Raw genomic sequence first — 23,085 nt, forward strand, 5'->3', positions numbered from 1 at the left:
GACCTAGATCGCCGGTTTCAGGTCAATCTCCCAGCTTTGCTCCACCAGGTCGCGGCCGAAGTTGTGCACTGGCGCGGACTCTGCCAGACGGAACCCGTGGCGGGCATAAAGCGCGCAGGCCGCGCGGTGGCTTTCGTGGGTCCACAGCACCATCCGGCGGTAGCCCTTTTCGCGGGCGTAGCCGAGGCAGGCCTCCAGCAGCCTGTGGCCCAGCCCCTGCCCGCGTGCCTCCGGCTCGATCAGGAAAAGCCGCAGCTTGGCCACCTCCGGCGGCCCCGCCCGCACGCAGAAGATCGAGCCAATCCGCCGCCCGCCCCGCCAGGCGATCCAGGCCCGCTCGCGGGACGGGTCGCGGGTCCGCATGTAGCCGGTCAGGATCTCGGCCACCAGCAGCTCGAAACTGGCGTCGAATCCCTCTTCGGCGGCGTAAAGTTCACCGTGGCGCTGAATGAGCCAGCCGGCGTCGCCGATCTGTAGGTCATGCAGGGTGATCGCGTCGGACATGTCCCAGCAAAGGCCGCGGCGGGCCGGGCGTCAAGCCCCGGCCTTGCCAGCGGTCGCGCAACGCGTTACGCCGCGCGCAACCGGAACAGCAGGACAACCGTCATGGGCATCGACAAGGAAAGCGATATCGCCGCGAATCTGCAGATCGGACCGACCACCCTGGGCATGGTCCGCATCTATATCGAGGCAGAGGGGATCGACCTGCCCCTCGATTTCGAGCCCGAAGAGGCCGAGGAAATCGCCGAGGAAATCCGCGCCGCGGCCGCACGCGCCCGCGCGATGGGCGGCAAGGGCGGAAAGGGCTGAGGCCCGCCTAGGGGCTGACCGCCGCCGGCACGCCCGGGTCGCGCAGCCCCTGCAGCCGCCGCGCCGCGTGGCGGGCGAATTTCTGCACCATCACCTTGCGCCGCGCCGGCGCCAGCCGGCACTCCGGCCCCATGCGGAGGATCTCGGCGCCATAGGCGTCGGCCGCGATCAGCCCGGTCTCCTCGGGCAGCAGTTCGGTCGGGAAATCCGCGTCCACCGCCCAGAAGAACCGGTCGCACCAGTCCAGGTAGCCCCGCCATTTGCGATCCGACTGGAAATCGGCGCGGCTGGACTTGCACTCGATCACCCAGATCTCGCCCTTCGGACCCAGCGCCATCACGTCCACGCGCAGGCCGGGCGCCGGCACCAGTTCCTCCACGGTGACGAAATCATGGCTCAGCATGTGGCGGCAGACGCCGCGGGCCAGAAGCTGGCCGGGTTGCAGGATCTCGGTCATGGCCAGAATATGAACAAAAGGTGAATATCACGCAAGCCTTGCAGCCGGGCCCGGCGCGCACTATCTAGCGAGGAGGCGGGTTCTGCCCTTCTCGTGACGAGGTCAAATTCCGGTGGCCTTAAGCAATTCCGAGGGAGCTGGCTCTGTTCGGGTCCTGGCCCGATTACCTGGCGCCCACCTGTATATACAGGTCCTCGGGAATTCGTTGCCTCAACGGTTGCCTGGTGGTTCCCGCCTCATCCCCATTTCCGCGCGTCCACGCCGCGAATCAGCAGCCACAGGCACAGCGCGCTCTCGGCCATGAGCGGCAGCAGGTAGGCCGGCGCAAAACCCTCGGACAGGCCCGGCGCGAGGAAACGCAGCGCGCTGCCCGCCAGATAGACCAGCCCCGATCCCGTCAGCCCCGCCCCCAGCAGGCGCGGCAGGAAACCCGAGCGGCAGATCAGCCAACCGGTGAGCAGGCAGTTGATCCCGAAGAACAGCAGCCCGAGGTCGTAGCCGTGGCGGTGCAGGTCGAGGAACAGCAGCGCCCAGTCGGGCGCGCCCGGGGCGCCAACCTTCAGCACCAGCAGCGCGGCCTGGAGATTCAGCAGGTTCGCCCCCAGGATCGCCGCCTGGACCAGCCGGAACAGCATCGCCATGCGCGCCACGCCCCGGTGCACCGGCGCGAGCAGCGCAAAAAGCAGCGCCGCCAGCGCCACGTCGCTCAGCGCCATCACCGCGTCGGCGGCCAGCGCCCGGCGGAACAGCGCCTCGCCGGCCAGGATATTGACCGCCGTCTGCGCGGCGTCACCGTGGTCGATCAGCGCGGCCCGGGCGACGCCCTCGCTCCAGACGCCACAAAGGATGATGACGAGGTAGAGCGCGCCGGCAAGACGCGCGCGTGGCAGGATGGCAGGGGTAAGCGGGGTCGGTTGCATGGGGATCTCCGGCTGCGGTGTTGGGTGGGTCCGTCATATCCATGCAATGCGATTCCATGAATTGCCGAAATATGGCTAATTCATATGCGTTTTCGCATATATCTGAGAGCGCAAGCCCGGCGTCGGGATCAAGGCGCCGCCCGGGCCGCTTCGCCGGCACCGAAACGAAAAAGGGCGGCTCATCGCCGCCCCTCGCTCCGCTTTCCGCGCGCGCGCCGCGTTTCAGCGGTGCATGCGCCGCTCGTCCCTGACCGGCACGGGCACCAGCGCATGGCCGTGCGCGTGGGCGCGGACCAGGACCGGCTCGGGCCGGCGCCGGCCGCCGGAGCTGTCGTCATCCTCCGCCATGCGCATCACCGCGATGCCGAACTGCACGCCCGAGAACACGATGCCGTTGAAGACGAACAGCATCATGCAGGCCACGATGCCCAGGTTCGAGGTGCTGATCAGGTGCCACAGGTTGGCGACATTGGCAGAGAGCAGCGCTGCCACGAACAGGCCCGACAGGCTGAACCCGATCAGGCATTGACGGATATAGAGACGCACCAGTTTCGGCATGGACTCGGCTCCTTCGCAAGGGTTCGGAGGGAATCTAGGCGCGCGCCCGGCGGATTGCCACAGGGAAATCGTCGCGCAGGCCGCAAAGAGCGGGCCGGTCAGCGGAATTTCCTGAAAAAGCGGCGATTGCCCGTTATGAACTCGCGCAACATGCGCGAAGACAGGCCGATCTCGCGCCCCTTGAGATACAGGAACCCCGCCACGGACCCGAGCAGTCCGCCGGCCATGTCCACGATCAGGTCCCACATCGTGTCGGTCAGCCCCGATTTCTGCATGTTCAGCCCGAAAAGCTGATCCATCGCGAATTCGAACACCTCCCACACCGCCCCGATCGAGACCGCGAAGGTGAAGGCGATCATCGCCAGCGCCCAGGGCGGCGCGGCGTATCGGTCGCCCTCGAACAGGAACAGCACGAAAAGCAGCCCGATCAGCCCGAACGCGACCGCCGAGCCGCCATGCAGCAGCACGTCCCACCACCAGTAGCGTTCGTAGAAATCGAACACCTCGCCGAGGAAGATGGTGGAAAAGACGAAGACGGTGATCAGGGCGAGGAAACTGACCGGCAGCCGCACGTCCAGTCGCTTCACCACGATCCCCGGCAGCAGCGACAGCACCAGCGTGGCCACGGAGACGAAGGCCAGCGACCAGCGCGCGGTGGCAAGCGCCACGATCAGCGCCAGGGCGAGCACGCCCCAGATCACCTGCACGACCGTCGGTTGCTGACGCAGTTTCATCGCGACAGCCTATCGCGCGCCCCCGCCTGCGGCAATGCCGGCCATTGCAGCGCGCGTCCGCGCCCCCATATCTGCGCCATGAGAGACAGTGCCTCCGATCCGTCCACCCTGCGGGCGGCCAGCTACAACATCCGCAAATGCGTCGGGCTCGACTGGCGCCGCCGGCCCGACCGCGTGATCGAGGTCATCGCCGCGCTGCGCGCCGATATCGTTGCCCTGCAGGAGGCGGACAAGCGTCTCGGCGCGCGGCCTGCCGCGCTGTGCGGCGCGGCACTCGCCCGGCAGACCGGCCTGGTGCCGGTCGCTGTGGCCGATAACGACGTCAGCCTCGGCTGGCACGGCAACGCCATCCTGGTGCGGCGCGGGATCGAGGTGGAGCGGGTGACGCGGCTCGACCTGCCGGGGCTGGAGCCGCGCGGGGCGGTCATCGCCGACCTGCGCCGCGGCGGGCAGCCGCTGCGCGTGGTCGCGGCCCATCTGGGCCTGCTGCGGCGGCACCGCCAGCGGCAGTTGGGCACGATCGCGGACCGGCTGGCGGGTCTGGCCCCGCGCCCGACCATGATCATGGGCGATTTCAACGAATGGTCCGACACGGCCGGGCTGGAGCCGTTGCAGCCCGCTTTCACCGTCCATGCGCCGGGGCGCAGCTATCACGCCGCGCGCCGGCTGGCGCCGCTCGACCGGATCGCCACCTGCCCGGCCTTTGAACTGCGGGGCGCCGGCATGGAGGAGGGCCCCCAGGCCGCGCGGGCCTCGGACCACCTGCCGATCTGGGCCGATCTGTCGCTGCGGGGCTAGAACGCCTCGGGCCTGGCCTCGCGGGCCATGTGATCGAGCACGGCGTTGACGAATTTCGGCTCGCGCCCGTCGGGGAAGAACGCCTTGGCGACATCGACATATTCGGTAATCACCACCCTCGGCGGCGTGGCCGATTGCGTCAGCTCCGCCCCCGCGGCGCGGAACAGCGCGCGCAGGGTCGGGTCGATCCGGTCGATCGGCCATTTCGCCACCAGCGCGCGGTCGGTCATCTGGTCGATCTTCGCCTGCCAGTTCACCGCGTCGTCCAGCGTCTGGCGGAACAGCGCGACATCGCCCTCGGCCATCTCCTCGCCGTCATAGACGGCCCCGAAGCGGTGGGTTTCGAACTCGCGGCGGACCTCGTCCACCGTCTGGCCGGAATGCTCCATCTGGAACAGCGCCTGCACGGCATAGAGCCGGGCGGCGGATTTCATCTGGCGTTTGTCCTGTGCGCGGGTCATGCGGAGGCCGGTCCTTCACTGCCGCCGGCAAGGCGGATTTCCTCGGATGCGGGGCGGAAGCCCACCCCCCTCGTGGCGCCGCCCCATCTGCGCGCGAGCGCGATCAGGTGCAGCGCGGCGGCGGCGGCGCCGCCGCCCTTGTTCTGGTCGGCCGGGTCGGCGCGGACCTCGGCCTGGGCGCGGTTCTCGACGGTCAGGATGCCGTTGCCGAGGCAGGCGCCCTGAAGCCCCAGCAGGGTCAGCCCGCGCGAGCTGTCGTTGCAGACCGTGTCGTAATGCGTGGTCTCGCCCCGGATCACGCAGCCCAGCGCGACATAGCCGTCGTAATTGGCCATGCCATGCGCCAGCGCGATGGCCGAAGGGATCTCCAGCGCGCCGGGCACCTCGATGGTCTCATGTTCGGCGCCGGCGGCCTCCAGTTCGGCGCGGGCACCCGCGAGCAGGTTGTCGGCGATGTCCTTGTAATAGGGCGCGACCACGATCAGCACCTTCACCGGCTTGTCGAAGGCGGGGCGCGGCAGGATGTAATGGGTCTCGGATCCGGCCATGGCTCAGCCCTCCTTCTCGATCCGGCGGGTGCCCTCGATGGACAGGCCGTAGCCGTCCAGGCCGACGACCTTGGGCATCGGCGAATTGGTCAACAGCACCAGCTTGTGCAGCCCGAGCGTGGCCAGGATCTGCGCCCCCAGCCCGTATTGCCGCAGGATCTGCGGCGAGGCGGCGCTGTCGGTGATCAGCTTCATCGTGGTGTCGCGCAGCAGCACGACCACGCCCCGCCCCTCGTCGGCGATCATCCGCATCGCCTGATGCAGCTCGTCCGAGGAGCCGGGGCCGAGGCCCAGCACATCCTTCAGCGGGTTCAGCGCGTGCATCCGCACCAGCACCGGCGCCGCGGTGGTCAGATCCCCCTTGGTCAGCACGATATGCTCCGCGCCGTGGGTCTCGTCGGTGAAGATGCGCATCATCCAGTCGCCGCCGAATTCGGAGCTGACCGAGCGCACCTCGGTCTCGTTGACCAGGTTGTCATGGCGGCGGCGATAGGCGATCAGATCGGAGATCGTGCCGATCTTGAGGTTGTGCTTCTGCGCGAAGGACACCAGATCCGGCAGCCGCGCCATGGTGCCGTCCTCGTTCATGATCTCGCAGATCACCCCCGAGGGATTGAGCCCGGCGAGCCGCGACACATCCACCGCCGCCTCGGTATGGCCGGCGCGCACCAGCACGCCGCCCTCCTTGGCGCGCAGCGGAAAGACATGGCCGGGGGTGGCGATGTCGGACGCGGTTTTCGAAGGGTCGATGGCCACGGCCACGGTGCGCGCCCGGTCATGGGCGGAGATGCCGGTGGTCACGCCCTCGCGCGCCTCGATGGAGATCGTGAAGGCTGTCTCGTGCCGCGAGGAATTGTCCGACGCCATCAGCGGCAGGCCCAGCGCGTCGATCCGCTCTCCGGGCAGGCTGAGGCAGATCAGGCCGCGCCCGTGGGTGGCCATGAAGTTAATGGCCTCGGGCGTCGCCATCTGCGCGGGGATCACCAGATCGCCCTCGTTCTCGCGGTCCTCGTGATCGACGAGGATGAACATCCGGCCGTTGCGGGCGTCGTCGATGATCTCCTCGATCGACGAGATCGCGTCGCGCCAGTTTTCCTCGACCGGCCCCGGGGCTTGGTATGGAGTGCTGTCCGACATGGCGTCTTTCCTTGCTTGCGGCTTGCCAGATAGCCCAAGCCTCGGGCCTTGGCCAGAGTGAACCCGCGCACATCGTCCGCGCGCGGGAGGACCGGACGCGCGGCTACTCCGCCCCGCTCAGCCCCATTCGTGCAGCCGCGCGACATAGCGGGCCAGCGTGTCGATCTCCAGGTTGACCCGGTCGCCGACCTTGGCTTCGCCCCAGGTGGTGACCTCCTTGGTATGCGGGATCACGTTGACGCCGAAGGTGTCGCCTTCGACCTCGTTCACGGTCAGCGAGGTGCCGTTCAGCGCGACCGAGCCCTTGGGCGCGATGTATTTCGACAGCTCGTGCGGCACGCGGAAGCTCATCCGGGTGCTGTCGCCCTCGTCGGCCAGCGCGATCAGTTCGGCCACGCCATCGACATGGCCCGAGACGATATGCCCGCCCAGTTCGTCGCCGACCTTCAGCGCGCGCTCCAGGTTCACCGCGCTGTGCACCCGCCAGTCGCCGATATTGCTCTTGGCCAGCGTCTCGGCCGAGATGTCGACATCGAACCACGCCTCGCCCTCGTCCGCGCCCCGCCGGGTGACCGTCAGGCACACGCCGTCGCAGGCGATCGAGGCACCGACGACGATGCTGTCGGGGTCGTAACTGGTGGTGATGCGGGCGGTCAGGTCGCCGTTCTGCTCCAGCGTGCGCACCCGGCCGATATCGGTGATAATCCCTGTGAACATGGCACCTTCCTTTCCCTTCCCACCTAGCCCCTGCCCGGCCTCAGGACAAGGGACCAAAATCCGCCAAAAAACCGCCCCTTTTTCATGACCTTTTACCCAAATCGCATGACAGCGGCCGCCGCGGGCGGCATGATCGGCGCCGGAGAAGCGCCTGACGGAGAGATTGAGACGGGCGCCATGGGCAGCACATTGGGCACAGACAGGCATTTCCTGTTCCTTCAGGGACCGCACGGGCCGTTCTTCGACCGGCTGGCGCGGATGCTGCGCGCCGCCGGCGCGCGGGTCTGGCGCGTGGGGTTCAACGCCGGCGACCGCGCCTTCTGGACCGGCGCCGACAGCTACATCCCCTTTACCGGCACCGGGGCGGAGTGGCCCGAGACCTTCGCGGCGCTGCTTCGCGACCACGCCGTCACCGATATCGTGCTCTACGGCGACACGCGACCGATCCACGCCCGCGCGGTGGAGGCGGCCCGGGCCGCCGGCCTGCGCGTGCATGTCTTCGAGGAGGGCTATCTGCGCCCCTATTGGGTGACCTATGAGCGCGGCGGCGCCAACGGCCATTCGCGCCTGATGCAGATGAGCGTCGAGGAGATGCGCACCGCGCTGGCAGATGCCGACCCCGACCAGCCCGACGCGCCGGCCCATTGGGGCGACATGCGCCAGCACATCTTCTACGGCGCGCTCTACCATTACTTCGTGATGTTCCGGAACGCCGATTACGCCAATTTCCGCCCGCACCGGGCGCTGGACGTAACCAAGGAGTTCCGCCTCTACCTGCGCCGGCTGCTGCTGATGCCGCTGCAGGCGGCCGAGCGCTTCGTGGCGACCCAGCGCATCCGGCACGGCGGCTTTCCCTATCATCTGGTGCTGCTGCAGCTGGAGCACGACTCCAGCTTCCAGTGCCACAGCCCGTTCTCCACCATGCCCGAATTCCTGAAGCTCTGCATCGAGGGCTTCGCCCGCGGCGCGCCGCGCCACCACCACCTGGTGTTCAAGGCGCATCCGCTGGAGGATGGCCGCGTGCCGCTGCGCACCGAGATCCGTCATCTGGCGGCCAAGCACGGCGTCTCCGAACGGGTGCATTATGTGCGCGGCGGCAAGCTGGCGCGGCTGCTCGACCACGCCCGCAGCGCGATCACCGTCAATTCCACCGCCGCCCAGCAGGTGCTGTGGCGCGGCCTGCCGCTGAAGGTGTTCGGCGAGGCGGTCTATGCCAAGCCCGAGTTCGTCTCCACCGTGCCGCTGGCCGAGTTCTTCACCCATCCCGGTCGCCCCGACCGCCGCGCCTACCGCGACTACCGCCGCTACCTGCTGGAAACCTCGCAGATCCCGGGCGGGTTCTATTCGGCCCGCGGACGGCGGCAGCTGCTGCGCCAGGTGGTCGACCTGATGCTGGCCGACGAAGACCCCTATGACGCGCTGCAATCCGGCAGCGCGGCGCCTCGGCAACAGTTGCAGCTCGTCAAATGACGCGCCAGCAATCACTGGCTGGCTTTTTTACCGGGTTTTCTGTAGGGTTACGTCAAAATCTTGAGGCAGATAAGATTTACGAGGAGCCCGAGCAGTGAAAATCATGGCATCTCGCGGGGCCAGGGCGCTGGTTCTGTGCGCGCTCGTGGGCAGCGTGGCGGCCTGCGGCCTGCCGCGATCCGGCCCCAACAAGCGCGAAATCTTCGCAGGCTCCGTCCAGAAACAGGGCGACGCCTTCATCGTCGCCGTCAACGACCGGGTGACGCGAGCGACCGCGGTGATGCCCGCGCTCGGATTCTCCGACGGGTTCAAGCGCGCCGGCATCCTCGGCTCCGACACGATCAGCCCCGGCGACACGCTGGGCCTGACCATCTACGAGAACGTCGATGACGGGCTGCTGGCCGGCGAAGGGGTGAATGCCTCGGTGCTGGACGAGGTGCAGGTCGATGGCGCGGGATATATCTTCATCCCCTACGCCGGGCGCATCCGCGCCGCCGGCAACTCGCCCGAACGGCTGCGCCAGATCATCACCGAAAAGCTCGACGCGCAGACCCCCGACCCGCAGGTCGTGGTGCGCCGCCTGTCGGGCAACGGCGCCACCGTCTCGGTGGTGGGCGGCGTCGCCACCCAGGGCGTGCTGCCGATCGAGCGGCCGACCCGCACGCTCTCGGCCATGCTGGCCGCGGCCGGCGGCATCACCATCGAACCCGAGATCGCACAGATCACCGTGCTCCGCGGCAAGGAGCGCGGCAAGATCTGGTTCCAGGACCTCTACGAGCATCCCGGACTGGACATCGCCCTGCGCCCCGGCGACCGCATCCTCGTCGAGGAGGACACCCGCGCCTTCACCGCCGTCGGCGCCACCGGCAGCCAGAACCGCGTGCCCTTCACCACCCAGACCCTGTCGGCGATCGAGGCGATCGCGCAGGTCGGCGGGCTGAGCTCCAACCTCGCCGATCCGACCGGCGTCTTCGTGTTCCGCAACGAACCGGCCGAGATCGCCAATGCCGTGCTGGGCCGCACCGACCTGGTGGGCGACCAGCGCTTTGCCTATGTGCTCGACCTGACGGAACCGACCGGCATGTTCATGGCCCGCGACTTCGTGATCCGCGACGGCGACACCGTCTATGTGACCGAGGCGCCCTTCGTTCAGTGGTCCAAGACGCTGGGTGTGCTCTCGGGCTCGCTCAACACGGCCAACGCGGTGAATTCCCTCGCCGGCAACTGAGGCCCGCATGGCCGGATCATCCGACAGCTCCGAAGCCGCCGGGACCACCTCCCGGCGGCTTTTCGTTTACAACGGCGGCTTCCTGACCCAGCGCCGCCTGCGCCGCATTCTTACCCTTTCGGGCTACGAGATCCGGCTGGGCCGGCCCGGACCGGGCGACATGGTGGGGGTCTGGGGCCACTCCCCCACAGCCCGCCGCGGCGAAGCCGTGGCGCGGCGCGCGAGCGTCCCCCTGCTGCGGGTCGAGGATGCCTTCCTGCGCTCGCTGCGTCCGGGGCGCGCCGGGGGCGAGCCGCCGCTGGGCCTGCTCCTCGACCGCAAGGGGGTGCATTTCGATCCCTCCCGCCCGTCCGATCTGGAGGAACTTCTGGCCACGCATCCGCTGGACGACACCGCGCTGCTGAACCGCGCGCGCCACGCCATCGCCCGGATCCAGGCGGCGGGGCTGTCGAAATACAGCGGCTTCGACCCCGCCCTGCCGGTGCCCGCGCCCGGCTATGTGCTGGTGATCGACCAGACCGCGGGCGATGCCTCGGTCGCGGCCAGCGGCGCGACGGCCGCGACCTTCCGCGAGATGCTGGCCGTGGCGCGGATCGAAAATCCCGGCGCGCGCATCCTGATCAAGACTCACCCCGAGACGCTTAGCGGCCACCGGGCGGGCCATTTCACCCCCGCCGACCTGCGGCAGGGGATGGAATTCCTGACCGATCCGGTCTCTCCCTGGGCGCTGCTGGAGGGGGCGGTGGCGGTCTACACCGTGTCCTCGCAGCTGGGCTTCGAAGCGATCCTCGCGGGCCACAAGCCGCGCGTCTTCGGCCAGCCCTTCTATGCCGGCTGGGGCCTGACGCAGGACGAAAACCCCCTGCCCCGCCGCAGCCGCCGCCTGACCCGCGCCCAGCTTTTCGCCGCGGCGATGATCCTCGCGCCCACCTGGTACGACCCCTATGACGACCGGCTCTGCGCGCTGGAGGACGTGATCGAGACACTGGCCGCGCGCGCCCGCGCCGCGCGCGAAGACCGCGCGGGCTATGTCGCCCACGGCATGCGGCTGTGGAAGCGCGGGGCGCTGCAAGGCTTCTTCGGGGGGACACGCCGGGTGATCTTCGACGAGCGCCCCGTCCGCGCCGTTGCCCGCGCCGCCGCGAAAGGGCGCGGCGTGCTGGTCTGGGCCGGCAGGGAGACCGAACCGCTGCGCCGCGCCGCGCAGGCGGCGGGCGTGCCGCTGTTCCGGGTCGAGGACGGCTTCCTGCGCTCGCGCGGGCTTGGGGCCGAACTGGTGCCGCCGCTGTCGCTGGTGCGCGACGATCTCGGCATCTATTACGATCCCGGCCGCGAAAGCCGGCTGGAGCGGCTGATCGCCGAAAGCTGCGCCCTGCCGCCCGAGGAGGTGGAGCGCGCCGGCCACCTGATCGAGAGGCTGGCGCAGGCGGGCCTCAGCAAATACAACCTCGCCGCCAGCCCCCTGCCCGACCTGCCGCAAGGCCGCCGCATCCTGGTGCCCGGACAGGTGGAGGACGATGCGTCGGTCCGGCTGGGCTGCGGCGCGGAGCGGACCAACCTGGAGCTTCTGGCGCGCGCCCGCGCCGAGAACCCCGGCGCGGTGATCCTCTACAAGCCCCACCCGGACGTGGAGGCCGGGCTGCGGCCGGGCCGGCTGAGCCGCGATCAGGCGCTGGAACATGCCGACAGGGTGCTGGAGACCGCCGACCCCGCCGCCCTGATCGGCGCCGTGGACGAGGTCTGGACGCTGACCTCACTGACGGGGTTCGAGGCGCTGATCCGGGGCCGCGCCGTGACCTGCCTCGGCGCGCCCTTCTACGCGGGCTGGGGGCTGACCCGCGATCTCGGCCCGGTGCCCGCGCGCCGGACGGCACGGCCCAGCGTCGCGGGCCTGGCCCATGCGGCGCTGATCGGCTACCCGCGCTATCTGGATCCCGTGACCGGGACGCCCTGCCCGGTCGAGGTGATCGTCCAGCGGCTGGCCACGGGCGAGGTGCCGCGGCACGGGCCGGTCAACCGCGGGCTTTCAAGGCTTCAGGGGGTGTTCGCCGGGTTTGCGCCGCTCTGGCGGTAGCGCCCGTGGCGGACTGGGGACGCCTCCGGCGGGAGTATTTTTCCCAAGAAGAAGGGGCGGTCAGGCGCGTTCCCAGCGGTGCAGCAGGTCGGGCCCGACGGGGCGGCTGTCCAACAGGCGGAAGCGCGGCGCCTGGGCCAGGCGGTCGAGGCCCATTGCGCCGATCGACGGGTAGCCCTCGGCGCCCAGCGTCATGCCGGCGGTGAAGCCGATGAGTTCGTCCACCAGCCCCGCGCCGAGCAGCGCGGCGGCGAGCGCCCCGCCGCCCTCGCAGAACACACGGGTCAGCCCCGCCGCGCCCAGCGCCCGCAAGAGCGCCGCCGGGTCGAGCTGGCGGTCGCGGCCCACGGCGACGGGCAGCAGGCGCGCGCCCAGCCCCACCCACGCGGCGAGGATCTCGGGGGCGGCGTCGGCGCCGTGGCACAGCCACAGCGGCACCTCGCGCGCGCTGCGCGCCAGCTGGCTGTCGAGCGGCAGGTCGAGCCGGCGGGTGCAGACCACGCGCGCGGGCTGATGCCCGACGCCCAGGCCGCGCACGGTCAGCGCCGGGTCGTCGGCCCGCGCCGTGCCCGCTCCCACCATCACCGCGTCGTGGCGCGCGCGCATGGCGTGCACCGCGCGGCGCGCCTCGGGGCCGGTGATCCATTGGCTTTCGCCGCTGGCCGTGGCGATGCGCCCGTCGAAGGAGGCGGCGAGCTTCAGCGTGACCATCGGCCGGCCGGCGGTTCGGTTCAGCAGGAAGCCGCGGTGATCGCGGGCCGCGCGATCGGCTAGGACGCCGGTCTCCACCGTCACGCCCGCGGCCCGCAGGAGGGCGTGGCCGCCGCCCGCCACGCGCGGATCGGGATCCTCCAGCGCAGTGACGACGCGGGCGATCCCGGCCTCTGCCAGGGCCGCGGCGCAGGGCGGGGTCTGGCCGTGATGGGCGCAGGGTTCGAGCGAGACATAGGCCGTGGCACCGCGCGCCGCCGCGCCGGCCTGGGCCAGCGCCACCACCTCGGCATGGGGGCGGCCGCCGGGCTGGGTCCAGCCGCGGCCGAGGATACGGCCGTCCCTGACGATGACGCAACCCACCGCCGGGTTCGGCCAGCAGCGGCCCATCCCCCGCGCCCCGAGGCTCAGCGCAAGCGCCATGAAACGGCGGTCGGTGTCGGTCTGGCTCACGTCTCGGGCGGGGTCGGCGGGCGCAGTTCGTGGACGAAATCCTCGAAATCGTCGGCCGCCTGGAAGTTCTTGTAAACGCTGGCGAAACGCACATAGGCCACGGTGTCGATCCGGGCCAGGGCCTCCATCACGATCTCTCCGATCGTCTTGGAGGGGATATCGGTTTCGCCCATGCTTTCCAGCCGCCGCACGATGCCGGAGATCATCTGGTCGATGCGCTCGGACTCGACGGGACGTTTCTGCATGGAGATGCGGATCGAACGCTCCAGCTTGTCGCGGTCGAATTCCTCGCGCCGGCCGTTCGACTTGATGACCACGAGGTCGCGCAGCTGGACCCGTTCATAGGTGGTGAAGCGTCCGCCGCAGGCCGGGCAGAAACGCCGCCGGCGGATGGCGACGTGATCCTCGGCTGGGCGCGAATCCTTCACCTGAGTGTCGATATTTCCGCAAAACGGGCAGCGCATGGCCTCTCCCTTGGTCCATCGTGACAGTTATCCACAGGCACTATAGGGGAGCCTCTAGGATTTGGGTAGAGGGGAAATCGGGCGCTAGATCTGGTGGGTTGCGCGAACTCAACCGAGATGCGCGGCCACCTCGCGCCGGTGCGGCGCGGTGCGGTGCTCGAACAGGTAGATGCCCTGCCAGTTGCCCAGCCGCATCCGGCCGTTCTGCACCGGGATGGACAGGCTGACGGGCAGCAGCGCGGCCTTGATATGGGCCGGCATGTCGTCGGGACCCTCGTAGGTGTGGGTGAGATAGGACATCGACGGGTCGGACGTGGGCGGCACGAGGCGGTGGAAGAAATTCCGCAGATCGGTGCGGACCTCCGGATCGGCGTTCTCCTGTATCAGCAGGGAACAGGAGGTGTGGCGCACGAAAAGCGTGAGCAGCCCGTCGCCCTGCACCCAGCCCGCGACGTCGCGGGTAAACTCATAGAGGCCGGGGCCGTCGGTGGCGATGGTGAAGGTCGTGTGCATGGCGTCTGTCCGGCCTTGGCAGGAGAAGTATCGGCCGGGCGGAGGGAACCCGCCCGGGGCAGCGCGCCGCGCCTCAGGCGCCCGGCAGGTCCCAGAAGAAGGGAATGATATTCTCGCACAGCGACGCCCCCGCCCCGGCCTGGAAGCTTTCGCCCGGGCGGATCATCGCGAGGGTGTGGTCCTCCTGAAGGGCGGCGGCGGCCGTCCGCAGGGCGTCATCGGGCAGCACGGTGAAGGTGATGGCCCTGCGCCCGGGCCGGGTGGCGCTGGGCCCCAGCGGCGCGACGAGATAGACGCGGCGGTTGGGCAGCAGGCCCAGCGCCTTGGTGACATAGCTGCCGCCCGAGCAGCGGAAATGCTCGGCATCGTTGGCGGCATAGGCGATCACCTCGAAGGTGCCCGGCTTGCCGGGAACGGGCAGCACGTCGTTGCCGATGACGCTGCGATAGCTGGGCATGCGGTCGGGCACGGCGCGGGGGGCGGGCTTCTCGCCACAACCGGCGAGCAGCGCGGCGGCCAGAAATGCGGCGGTCAGGCGGATCATGGCGGGCTCCGGGTTTAGGGTTGGGGGACATTCTAGGAGATTTCACGCCGGGTGCCAGCGGGGAAGTGGCGGACGTGGAGCGGCCTGCGCAACAGAGGGCCGCGCCGGACCCGAGGGGTGGGCGCAAATCGCGCCCGCCCCTGGGGGGCGGGTCGGGCGCGGCCCGGATCGCAGGCGACCCGGGCGATTCATGCTTGGTTTCGTGAGTTCGACTTGCCTATCATTCGACATGGCTACGCGAACGGAAGTATACAGCAAATTCGGCCAAGCCGCGGAGGCCGCGCAGCTTCTAGAAACTGAATTGACTACGATACTGCTGGCGTTAGAGGGACTCGACAAAGGCTGGCACTTGGATCCCTCGCCGCTGGAAGGAGGTCATTTCCTGGCAAAGCTTGGCAGCAAGACAATGGGCCGGCTAATTGGCCAACTCAAAAAGCAGCTAGATGTTGAAGAAAGTGAGCTTTTGTACTTGCGAGGTGCTCTTGCGGCTCGCAACAGGCTAATGCACGGCTTCTACGAGCAGCATAATTTTCGCATCCAAACACCCGATGGGCGCGACATTATGCTGAAAGACTTGGAAGAAATCCATCAAGCACTCTTTGAGGCTTGGCAGACTTCTCAGCTCCTGTCTGAAATCCTTCTAGGCGCCCTGAAATTACTAAAGAAAAAAGAAACGTCCCCCGAAGGGGACGCCTCGTAATTACTGATCCAGGAAACTCCGCAGCTTGCGGCTGCGGCTGGGGTGCTTGAGCTTGCGCAGCGCCTTGGCCTCGATCTGGCGGATCCGTTCGCGGGTCACGCTGAACTGCTGGCCGACCTCCTCGAGCGTGTGGTCGGTATTCATGCCGATGCCGAAGCGCATCCGCAGCACCCGCTCCTCGCGCGGGGTCAGCGAGGCCAGGACGCGGGTGGTGGTCTCCTTCAGGTTTTCCTGAATGGCCGAATCCAGCGGCAGCACCGCGTTCTTGTCCTCGATGAAATCGCCCAGCTGGCTGTCCTCCTCGTCCCCGATCGGGGTTTCGAGGGAGATCGGCTCCTTGGCGATCTTCATCACCTTGCGGACCTTTTCCAGAGGCATCTGCAGCTTTTCGGCCAGCTCCTCCGGGGTCGGCTCGCGGCCGATCTCGTGCAGCATCTGGCGGCCGGTCCGGACCAGCTTGTTGATGGTCTCGATCATGTGGACCGGGATGCGGATGGTGCGCGCCTGGTCGGCGATCGAGCGGGTGATCGCCTGGCGGATCCACCACGTCGCGTAGGTCGAGAACTTGTAGCCGCGGCGATACTCGAACTTGTCCACCGCCTTCATCAGGCCGATGTTGCCCTCCTGGATCAGGTCCAGGAACTGCAACCCGCGGTTGGTGTATTTCTTGGCGATCGAGATCACCAGCCGCAGGTTGGCCTCGACCATTTCCTTCTTGGCCTGGCGGGCCTCTTTCTCGCCCTTCTGCACCTGGTTCACGATGCGGCGGAACTCGGAAATGTCGACGCCGACATACTGACCCACCTGCGCCATCTCGGTGCGCAGCTCCTCGACCTTCGGGCCGGAGCGTTCGACCAGCGCGGTCCAGCCGCGGCCGGATTTCTCGGCCATGCGGTCCATCCAGGTGGGGTCGAGCTCATAGCCGCGGTATTCGTCGATGAATTCGCGGCGGTTGATGCGGGCCTGGTCGGCAAGCTTCACCATCGCGCTGTCGATCTGCATGATCTTGCGGTTGATGCCGTAGAGCTGGTCGATCAGCGCCTCGATGCGGTTGTTGTGCAGATGCAGCTCGTTGACCAGCGCGACGATCTCGGCGCGCTTCTTCTGATAGGCCTCTTCCTCGCGGGCCGAGAAGGTGCCGGCCTCGTTCAGCGTGGCCGACATCCGCAGGTCCTGCATCTCGGACAGCATGGAATAGTCGCGCGCGATCTTGTCCAGCGTCTCCAGCACCTGCGGCTTGAGCGCGGCCTCCATCGCGGCGAGCGACATGTTGGCCTGCTCGTCCTCGTCCTCGTCCTCCTCGCTCCGGATCGGGTTGCCGTCGGCGTCGAGTTCGGGCTGCTGCTCCTCCTTCTTCTTGGAGGCGGCCGAGGTCACGTCGAGGTCGCCGACGACGGGCTCCCCGTCGTCGCCCTCCTCATCCAGCAGCGATCGGCCGAACGTGGCGTCGAGGTCGATCACGTCGCGCAGCAGGATGTCCTCGTTCAACAACTCGTCGCGCCAGATCGTGATGGCCTGAAAGGTCAGCGGGCTTTCGCACAGCCCCAGGATCATGGTGTTGCGGCCGGCCTCGATGCGCTTGGCGATGGCGATCTCGCCCTCGCGCGACAGCAGTTCGACCGAGCCCATCTCGCGCAGATACATGCGCACCGGGTCGTCGGTGCGGTCGAGCTTCTCGGTCTCGGTCTGGGCCAGCGCGACCTCGCGCGACGACGAGGTTTCGACCACGTCGGTCGAGGCCTTGTCCTCGTCGTCGGCCTCTTCGGCCTCGATGATGTTGATGCCCATCTCCGAGAGCATCGACATCACGTCCTCGATCTGCTCCGAGCTGACCTGATCGGGCGGCAGGACCTGGTTGAGCTGGTCATAGGTGAGATAGCCGCGTTCCCTGGCCTCGGCGATCATCTTCTTGACGGCGGCCTGGCTCATGTCGAGCGTCAGTTCCTGCTCCTGCTCGTCGGTCTTGCGGTCGTCAGTGTCTTTTGCGGCCATTCGATGCTCCATGCGGGGGCGTGTGATTCGCGCTCGAGGCTGATCCGAATCAATACCCCGAATCAAGGTGGTGCACACCCGTCTACTCTTCAATTCTTTGCCGCTTTGTAACCCGAGCGTCACGCTGGCGGCAGCTTGTCCTTGCCATAACCGATCTGGTCCAGAAGCCGGGCAAAGGCATCGCGCTCCTCGCGCGCCATGCGGGCACCGTTGGGGGCCAGATCGTAGGTCCCTTTTTCCTCCGTGTCGCTGCGCCCGGCCCGGTTGCGGGCCTCCGCCGCCTGGCTCAGCCGCCAGGTCAGCCCCTCGTCGGCAAATCCCGCCAGGTCCTGCATCGCCTCGGCAATCTCGCTTTCGGCCCCGCGTGCGGCCATGAGCTTGTCCAGCTCCTCGGCGAGGCACATCGCGGCGGCCTCGTCATCCTCGGGGCGCAACACGGGGGGCGCGATCTGCACATGGCGCAGCGCGAAGAGCTTTTCAAGGGGGCCGGGGCCGAGGCTGTCGGCCAAGGCCGCGCGCAGGCTGCCTGAATCCTCGATATGGTGATGGCGCAGGATGGCCGCAAGCAGGTGGCGGTGATCGTCAGTCGTCATCTCCAGCCGCTCGAGCTTGCCCTCGTGTTCGGGCAGCAGGCGCGGATGGGTGATCAGCGTGGCCAGGATCACCGCCTCGCGCAGCTCCTCCTCGAAGCGGGGGCCGGCGGCGACGAGCGGGCTGTTCTTGGTCGAGGGCTGCACGCGGGGCCCCGCGTCGCGGCCGCGCCATTTGCCCTTTGCGGGGCGGCGGGCCTGGCCGAACAGATCCCAGCGCAGGCGCTTGATCTCCTCGCCGTAATGGCCGCGGATCGAGGGATCCTTGATCTTCGAGATGGCGGCGCGCAGATCCTTGTCGAGCGCCGCCTTGCGCTCGGGACTGTCAAAGACGCGACCCTCGGTCTCGCGCTGCCACAGCAGTTGCACCATGGGCCGCGCGGCCTCCAGCAACTTCTGCATCGCCGGCGCGCCGCCGGCGCGGATCACGTCGTCCGGGTCCTGCCCCTCGGGCATCAGGGCAAAGCGCAGGCTCTGCCCCGCCTCCAGCAGCGGCAGCGCCAGGTCGACCAACCGCAGCGCGGCGCGGATACCCGCCGTGTCGCCGTCCAGCGCCACGATCGGCTCGGGGTGGATGCGCCACAGCAAGCGCAGTTGATCCTCGGTCACCGCGGTGCCCAGCGGCGCCACGGTCGCCCCGAACCCCGCCTCGCTGAGCGCGATCACATCCATGTAGCCCTCGGCCACGATCAACGGCTGGCCCTTGCCCGCGGCCTCGCGCGCGCGGGCCTGATTGTAGAGGTTGTGCCCCTTGTCGAACAGCTCGGTCTGTGGCGAGTTGAGGTATTTCGCGCCATCCGTCGGGTCCATCGCCCGCCCGCCGAAGGCGATCGCCCGCCCGCGCCCGTCGCGGATGGGGAACATGATGCGGTCGCGGAAGGTGTCATAGGGCTTGCCGCCCTTCTGCGAGGGCTTGGCCAGCCCCGCGGCGATGATCAGCTCCTCGGCCACGCCCTTGCCCCGCAGGTGATCCCACAGCCCCTGCCAGCCCGGCGCCGCGAAGCCGATCTCCCAGCGCGCCAGCGCCGCCGGCGTCAGCCCGCGGCGCTCCAGATAGGCGCGGGCCTCGGCGGCCTGGGCGGTGTTCAGCATCAGCCGGTAATGCTGCACCGCCTGTTCCATGACCTCGGCCATCTGGCTGCGGCGGTCAGCCTTTTCGCGGGCCTGCGGATCGCGCGCGGGCATCTGCATCCCCGCCTCGCCGGCGAGGATCTCGATCGCCTCGACGAAACTGACATTCTCGGTCTCGCGCACGAAGGAGATGGCGTCGCCCTTAGCGTGGCAGCCGAAGCAATAGTAGTAGCCCTTGCGGTCGTCGACGTGGAACGAGGCGGTCTTTTCCTGGTGGAAGGGGCATGGCGCCCACATGTCGCCCTTGGCCTGGTTCGACTTGCGGCTGTCCCACATGACCTTGCGCCCCACGACCTGCGACAGGCTGAGGCGGTTGCGAAGTTCATCCAGGAATCCGGGGGGCAGGCTCATGGCGCGAGTATCCACACGATGAGGGGCAGAGTCGAGAACCCCGGCGCGATGACCGCGCGCGATCACCGCAGAAAGCGCAGCGCGGCCCGATGGCCGCTTCCGTCCGCTGCCTTCTTCTTGGTCCAAATACTCTCGCCGAAGGCGTCCCGCCGCCGATCCGGGGCGGCCCGATGCCGCACCCTCCGGGCCTTCAGCCGGCCCGCACGGCCCGGCACCGCCGGACGCTCAGATCGCGAGGCGGAAATACTCGGTCTCGAAATTCCGCTCCATGCCGCCGTCGCAGAAGCCCATGGTCATGTTCGAGGTGCCCGAGATCGTGCCGCCGGAGATGAACGAGGCCCCCTCGATGCCGTTGGCATTGGCCGAGAAGGTGATATCGCCCATCGCGATCAGCTGTCCGCCATAGACCTTGAGATCGGCAGGCACCTCGATGCCGCCCATCGTCAGCAGTTGCGAGCCGCCATCGGCGGCGCAGTGGTCGTCGCGCCCGACCTGCACGCCCGAGGCGGCCGAGATCGATTTGGCGCTGGTGTCGGTGGTGGCGACGATCACGTTGTCCAGCACCACGCCCTGACCGAACTTTACCGGGCAATCGGTGACCAGCACGAGGTTTTTCAGAGTGGTGCCGTTCGGGATCTGCAGGGCGGCGCCCCCGGCGCAGGTGTAGGTGTGGATCCGCCCGGAGATGAAATCGGTCATGTCGGGGATCCTCGACGGCAGGATCTTGAGCAAGTCGGAGGTGATGTAGTCGGGCATGTAGGCGGATGTGGGATCATCGAGCACGCCGATGATTCCGGCCAGCCGGTTCAGGATGCGGATCTGGTAGGCGCCGTCGCGCAGCGCATCCTGCAACCCGTCATTGGTGTCGAACCCCGAACTGGGCAGCCCGATATCGTTGCGGTCGGGCATCGACACCACGGTATTTTCGGCGAAGAAGTTGTTGCTGTTGACCTCGACACGGCCGTTTGAGTGGATGCAGAAGCCGTTGGTATAGGTGTTGCCGCTCTGCAGATCGACCAAGTTCTGCGCGACGAAACCCTCGCGGAAACAGGTGGGCGTGTAGGTCTCGAAGACCGCGGCGCGGCGAACGTCCCAGGCGTCGAAGCCGATCAGCCGCAGCATGTAGGTGCCGACGCTGTTCTGGCGTTCGGCCACCTGGACGGTGTTGACCAGCACCGCAGATTTCGAATTCGGGTCCGGCGTGAAGGTCTCGCTCGCGCTGTCCCAGACACCGAACTGGATGTCCTCGGCGGTGATGACCTGGCCGTAGACCTGCGCCGGCAGGAAGGTCTCGACGACCTCCAGCGCGCGCTGCACGGCGGCGGCGCGCGTGCCGGTGTCGCGGGTGTAGATCGCGGCATGGGCGGCAGCGTCGGCCGTGACCTGCAGGTAGCTCCGCATCCGGTAGGCGTTGCTGACATCGATGGCGAGGCCGCCCATGGCGATCATCGTGGCCAGCAGCAACAGTCCGTAGCTGGAGAGAAAGCCACTGGTGTCCTTGAGGAAACGATCTGCGGCGGACAGCAGCTTCATGGCGGCTCCTAGTGCTCGATCAGATGCTCGGAGCGGATGACGAGGTTGATGTCCATCAGCCGGTTCAGCCAGCCCGTCGCCACCAGGTCCGAGGACGGGATGGTGACCCGCGTCACCACAGAGCCCGCAACGATCGAGGACTGGGCGGTCACATTCGGGCTGAGCGCGGAAAGGTGGCTGACGACCTCCTGCTCCACCTGCGAGGTGGTCTGCAGCCGCCCGATGGACATGTTGCGGTTGGCATCCTGCACGGTGCGCATCGCGATGGTCTGGCCGTTGAAGATGAAGGCCGCGTCGGCCATCAGGCAGAAGGCCCCGATGAACACCGGCAGCCAGAGCACAGCCTCGATCGTCGAAGACCCATCCTCGCCCGCGGCGATCTCGCGGATCCGCCCCATGAGCCCCTTGCCTGCAGATCTTTCATCGTAGCCGGTACGCACAGCCAGTTCCTCAACAACACTTCCCCGCCAACATCGCCACGGTTGCCAAGAATCCGGGCATAAATTGGGCGCCGCTGTGGCCTTTCGGGGAAATGCCGGCAGGGCCCGCGCCGCTACAGGCCCTTGGCGCGATAGCCGGAAGCCACCCGGCCGATCGCCACCAGATAGGCGGCGGTGCGCAGGTCATCGACATCGCCGCGCGCGTGCCACAGCTCGCTCATCGACTGGTAGGCGGTGCGCATGGTGTCGTCGAGGCCCGAGCGCACCAGCTCCAGCTCGTCGGCGCCGCGCAGGTATTTCTGCTTGAAGCCCGGCGACAGCCCGTCCGCGACACCCAGCCCGGCGGCCAGGCGCTCCAGCTCGTCGACCACCAGCTGGTGGCGCGCCTCTTCCTGGCGGCGCTGCATCCGGCCGAAGCGGATATGGCTGAGGTTCTTGACCCATTCGAAATAGGACACGGTCACGCCGCCCGCGTTGGCGTAGAGGTCGGGGATGATCACCGTGCCCTTGGTGCGCAACACCTCGTCGGCGCCGGCGGTGACCGGACCGTTGGCGGCCTCGATGATCAGCGGCGCCTTGACCCGCGCGGCGTTGCCGAGGTTGATCACGCCCTCGATGGCGGCCGGGATCAGGATGTCGCATTCCTCCTCCAGCAGCACGGCGCCCTCGGGCAGGTAGGTCCCCGCCGGACAGCCCTGAACCCCGCCGTTCAGGGTGATCCATTCATGCACCGCCCCGAGGTCCAGCCCCTCGGGGTTGTGGAGCCCGCCGTCGCGCTCGATCACGCCGATGATGCGGGCGCCGTCCTCCTCGGACAGGAACTTGGCGGCGTGATAGCCGACATTGCCCAGCCCCTGCACGATCACCCGCTTGCCATCCAGCGTGCCGGTGAGCCCGGTGCGCGCCACGTCGGCGGGATGGCGGAAGAACTCGCGCAGCGCGTATTGCACGCCGCGGCCGGTAGCCTCGACCCGGCCCTGGATGCCGCCGGCGTTGATCGGCTTGCCGGTGACGCAGGCATTGGCGTTGATGTCGGTGGTGTTCATCCGGCGATACTGGTCGGCGATCCAGGCCATTTCGCGCTCGCCGGTGCCCATGTCGGGGGCGGGCACGTTCTGGCTGGGGTGGATCAGGTCGCGCTTGGCCAGCTCATAGGCGAAGCGGCGGGTGATGCGCTCCAGCTCGTGTTCCTCCCATTCGCGCGGGTCGATGCGCAACCCGCCCTTGGAACCGCCGAACGGCGCCTCGACCAGCGCGCATTTGTAGGTCATCAGCGCGGCCAGCGCCTCCACCTCGTCCTGGGTGACGGTGGTGGCAAAGCGGATCCCGCCCTTGACCGGCTCCATGTGCTCGGAATGCACCGAGCGGTAGCCGGTGAAGGTATGCATCTGTCCGCGCAGCCGCACCCCGAAGCGCACCGTGTAGGTCGCGTTGCAGACGCGGATCTTTTCCTCCAGCCCCGGCGGCAGGTCCATCAGCGCCACCGCGCGGCTGAACATCAGGTCAACGGATTCGCGAAAGCTCGGCTCGACGATGCCGGTCATGTCTTCCCTCCCTGCGCGGCGGCGGCCAGCGACGGCGACTCGCCCCGGCAAGCCTTACGCGTTCCGGGCCGATCTGCCACCCCGAACCGCGGCGCGGCCAGCGCGGAAATAGTTTCCCAAGGCAACCCAATTGCTGCACATCCCGGACACTGACGCCTGGTCAACCCGTCAAATCGCTCGAAATGCCCGTGAATAGCCCTTTTGTGG

Annotated in this window: 24 protein-coding genes; 6 read left to right on the top strand and 18 right to left on the bottom strand. The window is 68.2% G+C overall.

Translation table 11 applies throughout. The annotated features are described in order from the left end of the window. Positions 1-3 precede the first annotated feature (3 nt). Positions 4-504 (bottom strand): GNAT family N-acetyltransferase, encoded by a 501-nt coding sequence (locus KCI33_RS06545; RefSeq protein WP_212523967.1) that lies wholly within the window; start codon positions 502-504, stop codon positions 4-6. Positions 505-606: 102 nt separating this feature from the next. Between KCI33_RS06545 and KCI33_RS06550 the strand changes: the two genes are divergently transcribed. Then, complete coding sequence (locus KCI33_RS06550; protein WP_212523968.1) at positions 607-810, top strand: DUF6324 family protein; 204 nt, start codon at positions 607-609, stop codon at positions 808-810. A 7-nt stretch (positions 811-817) separates the two neighbouring features. Here KCI33_RS06550 and KCI33_RS06555 read toward each other — a convergent pair whose 3' ends face one another. From KCI33_RS06555 to KCI33_RS06570, 4 genes are all read right to left on the bottom strand, one after another. Continuing rightward, positions 818-1,267, bottom strand: a complete 450-nt coding sequence (locus KCI33_RS06555; protein WP_212523969.1) for an MmcB family DNA repair protein — start codon at positions 1,265-1,267, stop codon at positions 818-820. A gap of 236 nt (positions 1,268-1,503) precedes the next feature. Further along, positions 1,504-2,187: a DUF4386 domain-containing protein gene (locus KCI33_RS06560; RefSeq protein WP_212523970.1), complete on the bottom strand. Its 684-nt coding sequence runs from the start codon at positions 2,185-2,187 to the stop codon at positions 1,504-1,506. 222 nt (positions 2,188-2,409) lie between these two features. Next, on the bottom strand, positions 2,410-2,745 hold the full coding sequence (locus KCI33_RS06565) for a hypothetical protein (RefSeq protein ID WP_212523971.1): 336 nt from the start codon (positions 2,743-2,745) through the stop codon (positions 2,410-2,412). Between the two features lie 98 nt (positions 2,746-2,843). Further along, positions 2,844-3,479, bottom strand: coding sequence for a hypothetical protein (locus KCI33_RS06570; protein WP_212523972.1), 636 nt, complete (start codon positions 3,477-3,479; stop codon positions 2,844-2,846). A gap of 78 nt (positions 3,480-3,557) precedes the next feature. On the opposite strand from KCI33_RS06570, the gene KCI33_RS06575 reads away from it, so the two are divergent. Continuing rightward, positions 3,558-4,277: an endonuclease/exonuclease/phosphatase family protein gene (locus KCI33_RS06575; RefSeq protein ID WP_212523973.1), complete on the top strand. Its 720-nt coding sequence runs from the start codon at positions 3,558-3,560 to the stop codon at positions 4,275-4,277. Here the strand turns inward: KCI33_RS06575 and nusB are convergent. The 4 genes from nusB to KCI33_RS06595 all read right to left on the bottom strand — a co-directional run bounded on the left by nusB (position 4,274) and on the right by KCI33_RS06595 (position 7,140). Continuing rightward, positions 4,274-4,738 (bottom strand): transcription antitermination factor NusB, encoded by a 465-nt coding sequence (gene nusB / locus KCI33_RS06580; protein WP_212523974.1) that lies wholly within the window; start codon positions 4,736-4,738, stop codon positions 4,274-4,276. The two genes, KCI33_RS06575 and nusB, sit on opposite strands and share 4 nt — an antisense overlap. Continuing rightward, positions 4,735-5,286, bottom strand: coding sequence for a 6,7-dimethyl-8-ribityllumazine synthase (locus KCI33_RS06585; RefSeq protein WP_212523975.1), 552 nt, complete (start codon positions 5,284-5,286; stop codon positions 4,735-4,737). Before KCI33_RS06585 ends, nusB begins: the two co-directional genes overlap by 4 nt. A 3-nt stretch (positions 5,287-5,289) precedes the next feature. Beyond that, positions 5,290-6,423, bottom strand: coding sequence for a 3,4-dihydroxy-2-butanone-4-phosphate synthase (gene ribB, locus KCI33_RS06590; protein WP_212523976.1), 1,134 nt, complete (start codon positions 6,421-6,423; stop codon positions 5,290-5,292). A 117-nt stretch (positions 6,424-6,540) separates the two neighbouring features. Continuing rightward, positions 6,541-7,140 carry a riboflavin synthase gene (locus tag KCI33_RS06595; protein WP_212523977.1) on the bottom strand — a complete coding sequence of 200 codons (600 nt, stop codon included), beginning with the start codon at positions 7,138-7,140 and terminating at the stop codon, positions 6,541-6,543. Positions 7,141-7,317: 177 nt separating this feature from the next. Between KCI33_RS06595 and KCI33_RS06600 the strand changes: the two genes are divergently transcribed. The 3 genes from KCI33_RS06600 (at position 7,318) to KCI33_RS06610 (ending at position 11,912) form a co-directional block, all read left to right on the top strand. Continuing rightward, on the top strand, positions 7,318-8,610 hold the full coding sequence (locus KCI33_RS06600; RefSeq protein WP_212523978.1) for a capsule biosynthesis protein CapA: 1,293 nt from the start codon (positions 7,318-7,320) through the stop codon (positions 8,608-8,610). 103 nt (positions 8,611-8,713) lie between these two features. After that, positions 8,714-9,838, top strand: coding sequence for a polysaccharide biosynthesis/export family protein (locus KCI33_RS06605; RefSeq protein ID WP_212523979.1), 1,125 nt, complete (start codon positions 8,714-8,716; stop codon positions 9,836-9,838). A gap of 7 nt (positions 9,839-9,845) precedes the next feature. After that, positions 9,846-11,912: a capsular polysaccharide biosynthesis protein gene (locus KCI33_RS06610; RefSeq protein WP_212523980.1), complete on the top strand. Its 2,067-nt coding sequence runs from the start codon at positions 9,846-9,848 to the stop codon at positions 11,910-11,912. A 60-nt stretch (positions 11,913-11,972) separates the two neighbouring features. Here the strand turns inward: KCI33_RS06610 and ribD are convergent, their stop codons facing one another. The 4 genes from ribD to KCI33_RS06630 all read right to left on the bottom strand — a co-directional run bounded on the left by ribD (position 11,973) and on the right by KCI33_RS06630 (position 14,597). Continuing rightward, positions 11,973-13,076, bottom strand: coding sequence for a bifunctional diaminohydroxyphosphoribosylaminopyrimidine deaminase/5-amino-6-(5-phosphoribosylamino)uracil reductase RibD (ribD, locus tag KCI33_RS06615; RefSeq protein WP_349252187.1), 1,104 nt, complete (start codon positions 13,074-13,076; stop codon positions 11,973-11,975). Then, positions 13,073-13,540 carry a transcriptional regulator NrdR gene (gene nrdR / locus KCI33_RS06620; RefSeq protein WP_212523981.1) on the bottom strand — a complete coding sequence of 156 codons (468 nt, stop codon included), beginning with the start codon at positions 13,538-13,540 and terminating at the stop codon, positions 13,073-13,075. The genes ribD and nrdR overlap by 4 nt, the downstream gene beginning before the upstream one ends. 108 nt (positions 13,541-13,648) lie before the next feature. After that, positions 13,649-14,053 (bottom strand): secondary thiamine-phosphate synthase enzyme YjbQ, encoded by a 405-nt coding sequence (locus KCI33_RS06625; protein ID WP_212523982.1) that lies wholly within the window; start codon positions 14,051-14,053, stop codon positions 13,649-13,651. A 73-nt stretch (positions 14,054-14,126) separates the two neighbouring features. Beyond that, on the bottom strand, positions 14,127-14,597 hold the full coding sequence (locus KCI33_RS06630) for a hypothetical protein (RefSeq protein ID WP_212523983.1): 471 nt from the start codon (positions 14,595-14,597) through the stop codon (positions 14,127-14,129). Positions 14,598-14,787: 190 nt separating this feature from the next. Between KCI33_RS06630 and KCI33_RS06635 the strand changes: the two genes are divergently transcribed. Beyond that, a complete protein-coding gene (locus KCI33_RS06635; protein WP_212523984.1) occupies positions 14,788-15,297 on the top strand; it encodes a hypothetical protein in 510 nt (169 codons plus the stop codon). Here KCI33_RS06635 and rpoD read toward each other — a convergent pair whose 3' ends face one another. From rpoD to KCI33_RS06660, 5 genes are all read right to left on the bottom strand, one after another. Beyond that, on the bottom strand, positions 15,298-17,289 hold the full coding sequence (gene rpoD / locus KCI33_RS06640; RefSeq protein WP_212523985.1) for an RNA polymerase sigma factor RpoD: 1,992 nt from the start codon (positions 17,287-17,289) through the stop codon (positions 15,298-15,300). Positions 17,290-17,408: 119 nt separating this feature from the next. Beyond that, a complete protein-coding gene (gene dnaG, locus KCI33_RS06645) occupies positions 17,409-19,361 on the bottom strand; it encodes a DNA primase (RefSeq protein ID WP_212523986.1) in 1,953 nt (650 codons plus the stop codon). Positions 19,362-19,586: 225 nt separating this feature from the next. Further along, complete coding sequence (locus KCI33_RS06650; RefSeq protein ID WP_212523987.1) at positions 19,587-20,894, bottom strand: pilus assembly protein TadG-related protein; 1,308 nt, start codon at positions 20,892-20,894, stop codon at positions 19,587-19,589. Positions 20,895-20,902: 8 nt separating this feature from the next. Then, positions 20,903-21,292 carry a TadE family protein gene (locus tag KCI33_RS06655; protein ID WP_212523988.1) on the bottom strand — a complete coding sequence of 130 codons (390 nt, stop codon included), beginning with the start codon at positions 21,290-21,292 and terminating at the stop codon, positions 20,903-20,905. Positions 21,293-21,447: 155 nt separating this feature from the next. Further along, complete coding sequence (locus KCI33_RS06660) at positions 21,448-22,878, bottom strand: Glu/Leu/Phe/Val dehydrogenase (protein WP_212523989.1); 1,431 nt, start codon at positions 22,876-22,878, stop codon at positions 21,448-21,450. Between the last annotated feature and the right edge of the window lie 207 nt (positions 22,879-23,085).

The sequence above is a fragment of the Actibacterium sp. MT2.3-13A genome (genome assembly GCF_018139985.1).
Classification (GTDB): Bacteria; Pseudomonadota; Alphaproteobacteria; order Rhodobacterales; family Rhodobacteraceae; genus JAGSOU01.

Excerpts from the sequence above, each read along its gene's own strand:
- nusB (WP_212523974.1), bottom strand. The coding sequence starts at position 4,738 with ATGACCCGCGCACAGGACAAACGCCAGATGAAATCCGCCGCCCGGCTC.
- KCI33_RS06560 (WP_212523970.1), bottom strand. The coding sequence starts at position 2,187 with ATGCAACCGACCCCGCTTACCCCTGCCATCCTGCCACGCGCGCGTCTT.
- KCI33_RS06655 (WP_212523988.1), bottom strand. The coding sequence starts at position 21,292 with ATGGGGCGGATCCGCGAGATCGCCGCGGGCGAGGATGGGTCTTCGACG.
- KCI33_RS06595 (WP_212523977.1), bottom strand. The coding sequence starts at position 7,140 with ATGTTCACAGGGATTATCACCGATATCGGCCGGGTGCGCACGCTGGAG.
- KCI33_RS06650 (WP_212523987.1), bottom strand. The coding sequence starts at position 20,894 with ATGAAGCTGCTGTCCGCCGCAGATCGTTTCCTCAAGGACACCAGTGGC.
- KCI33_RS06555 (WP_212523969.1), bottom strand. The coding sequence starts at position 1,267 with ATGACCGAGATCCTGCAACCCGGCCAGCTTCTGGCCCGCGGCGTCTGC.
- KCI33_RS06660 (WP_212523989.1), bottom strand. The coding sequence starts at position 22,878 with ATGACCGGCATCGTCGAGCCGAGCTTTCGCGAATCCGTTGACCTGATG.
- KCI33_RS06630 (WP_212523983.1), bottom strand. The coding sequence starts at position 14,597 with ATGATCCGCCTGACCGCCGCATTTCTGGCCGCCGCGCTGCTCGCCGGT.
- KCI33_RS06550 (WP_212523968.1), top strand. The coding sequence starts at position 607 with ATGGGCATCGACAAGGAAAGCGATATCGCCGCGAATCTGCAGATCGGA.
- KCI33_RS06545 (WP_212523967.1), bottom strand. The coding sequence starts at position 504 with ATGTCCGACGCGATCACCCTGCATGACCTACAGATCGGCGACGCCGGC.
- KCI33_RS06625 (WP_212523982.1), bottom strand. The coding sequence starts at position 14,053 with ATGCACACGACCTTCACCATCGCCACCGACGGCCCCGGCCTCTATGAG.
- nrdR (WP_212523981.1), bottom strand. The coding sequence starts at position 13,540 with ATGCGCTGCCCGTTTTGCGGAAATATCGACACTCAGGTGAAGGATTCG.
- KCI33_RS06610 (WP_212523980.1), top strand. The coding sequence starts at position 9,846 with ATGGCCGGATCATCCGACAGCTCCGAAGCCGCCGGGACCACCTCCCGG.
- KCI33_RS06575 (WP_212523973.1), top strand. The coding sequence starts at position 3,558 with ATGAGAGACAGTGCCTCCGATCCGTCCACCCTGCGGGCGGCCAGCTAC.
- KCI33_RS06600 (WP_212523978.1), top strand. The coding sequence starts at position 7,318 with ATGGGCAGCACATTGGGCACAGACAGGCATTTCCTGTTCCTTCAGGGA.
- dnaG (WP_212523986.1), bottom strand. The coding sequence starts at position 19,361 with ATGAGCCTGCCCCCCGGATTCCTGGATGAACTTCGCAACCGCCTCAGC.
- ribB (WP_212523976.1), bottom strand. The coding sequence starts at position 6,423 with ATGTCGGACAGCACTCCATACCAAGCCCCGGGGCCGGTCGAGGAAAAC.
- KCI33_RS06570 (WP_212523972.1), bottom strand. The coding sequence starts at position 3,479 with ATGAAACTGCGTCAGCAACCGACGGTCGTGCAGGTGATCTGGGGCGTG.
- KCI33_RS06585 (WP_212523975.1), bottom strand. The coding sequence starts at position 5,286 with ATGGCCGGATCCGAGACCCATTACATCCTGCCGCGCCCCGCCTTCGAC.
- KCI33_RS06565 (WP_212523971.1), bottom strand. The coding sequence starts at position 2,745 with ATGCCGAAACTGGTGCGTCTCTATATCCGTCAATGCCTGATCGGGTTC.
- KCI33_RS06635 (WP_212523984.1), top strand. The coding sequence starts at position 14,788 with ATGCTTGGTTTCGTGAGTTCGACTTGCCTATCATTCGACATGGCTACG.
- KCI33_RS06605 (WP_212523979.1), top strand. The coding sequence starts at position 8,714 with ATGGCATCTCGCGGGGCCAGGGCGCTGGTTCTGTGCGCGCTCGTGGGC.
- rpoD (WP_212523985.1), bottom strand. The coding sequence starts at position 17,289 with ATGGCCGCAAAAGACACTGACGACCGCAAGACCGACGAGCAGGAGCAG.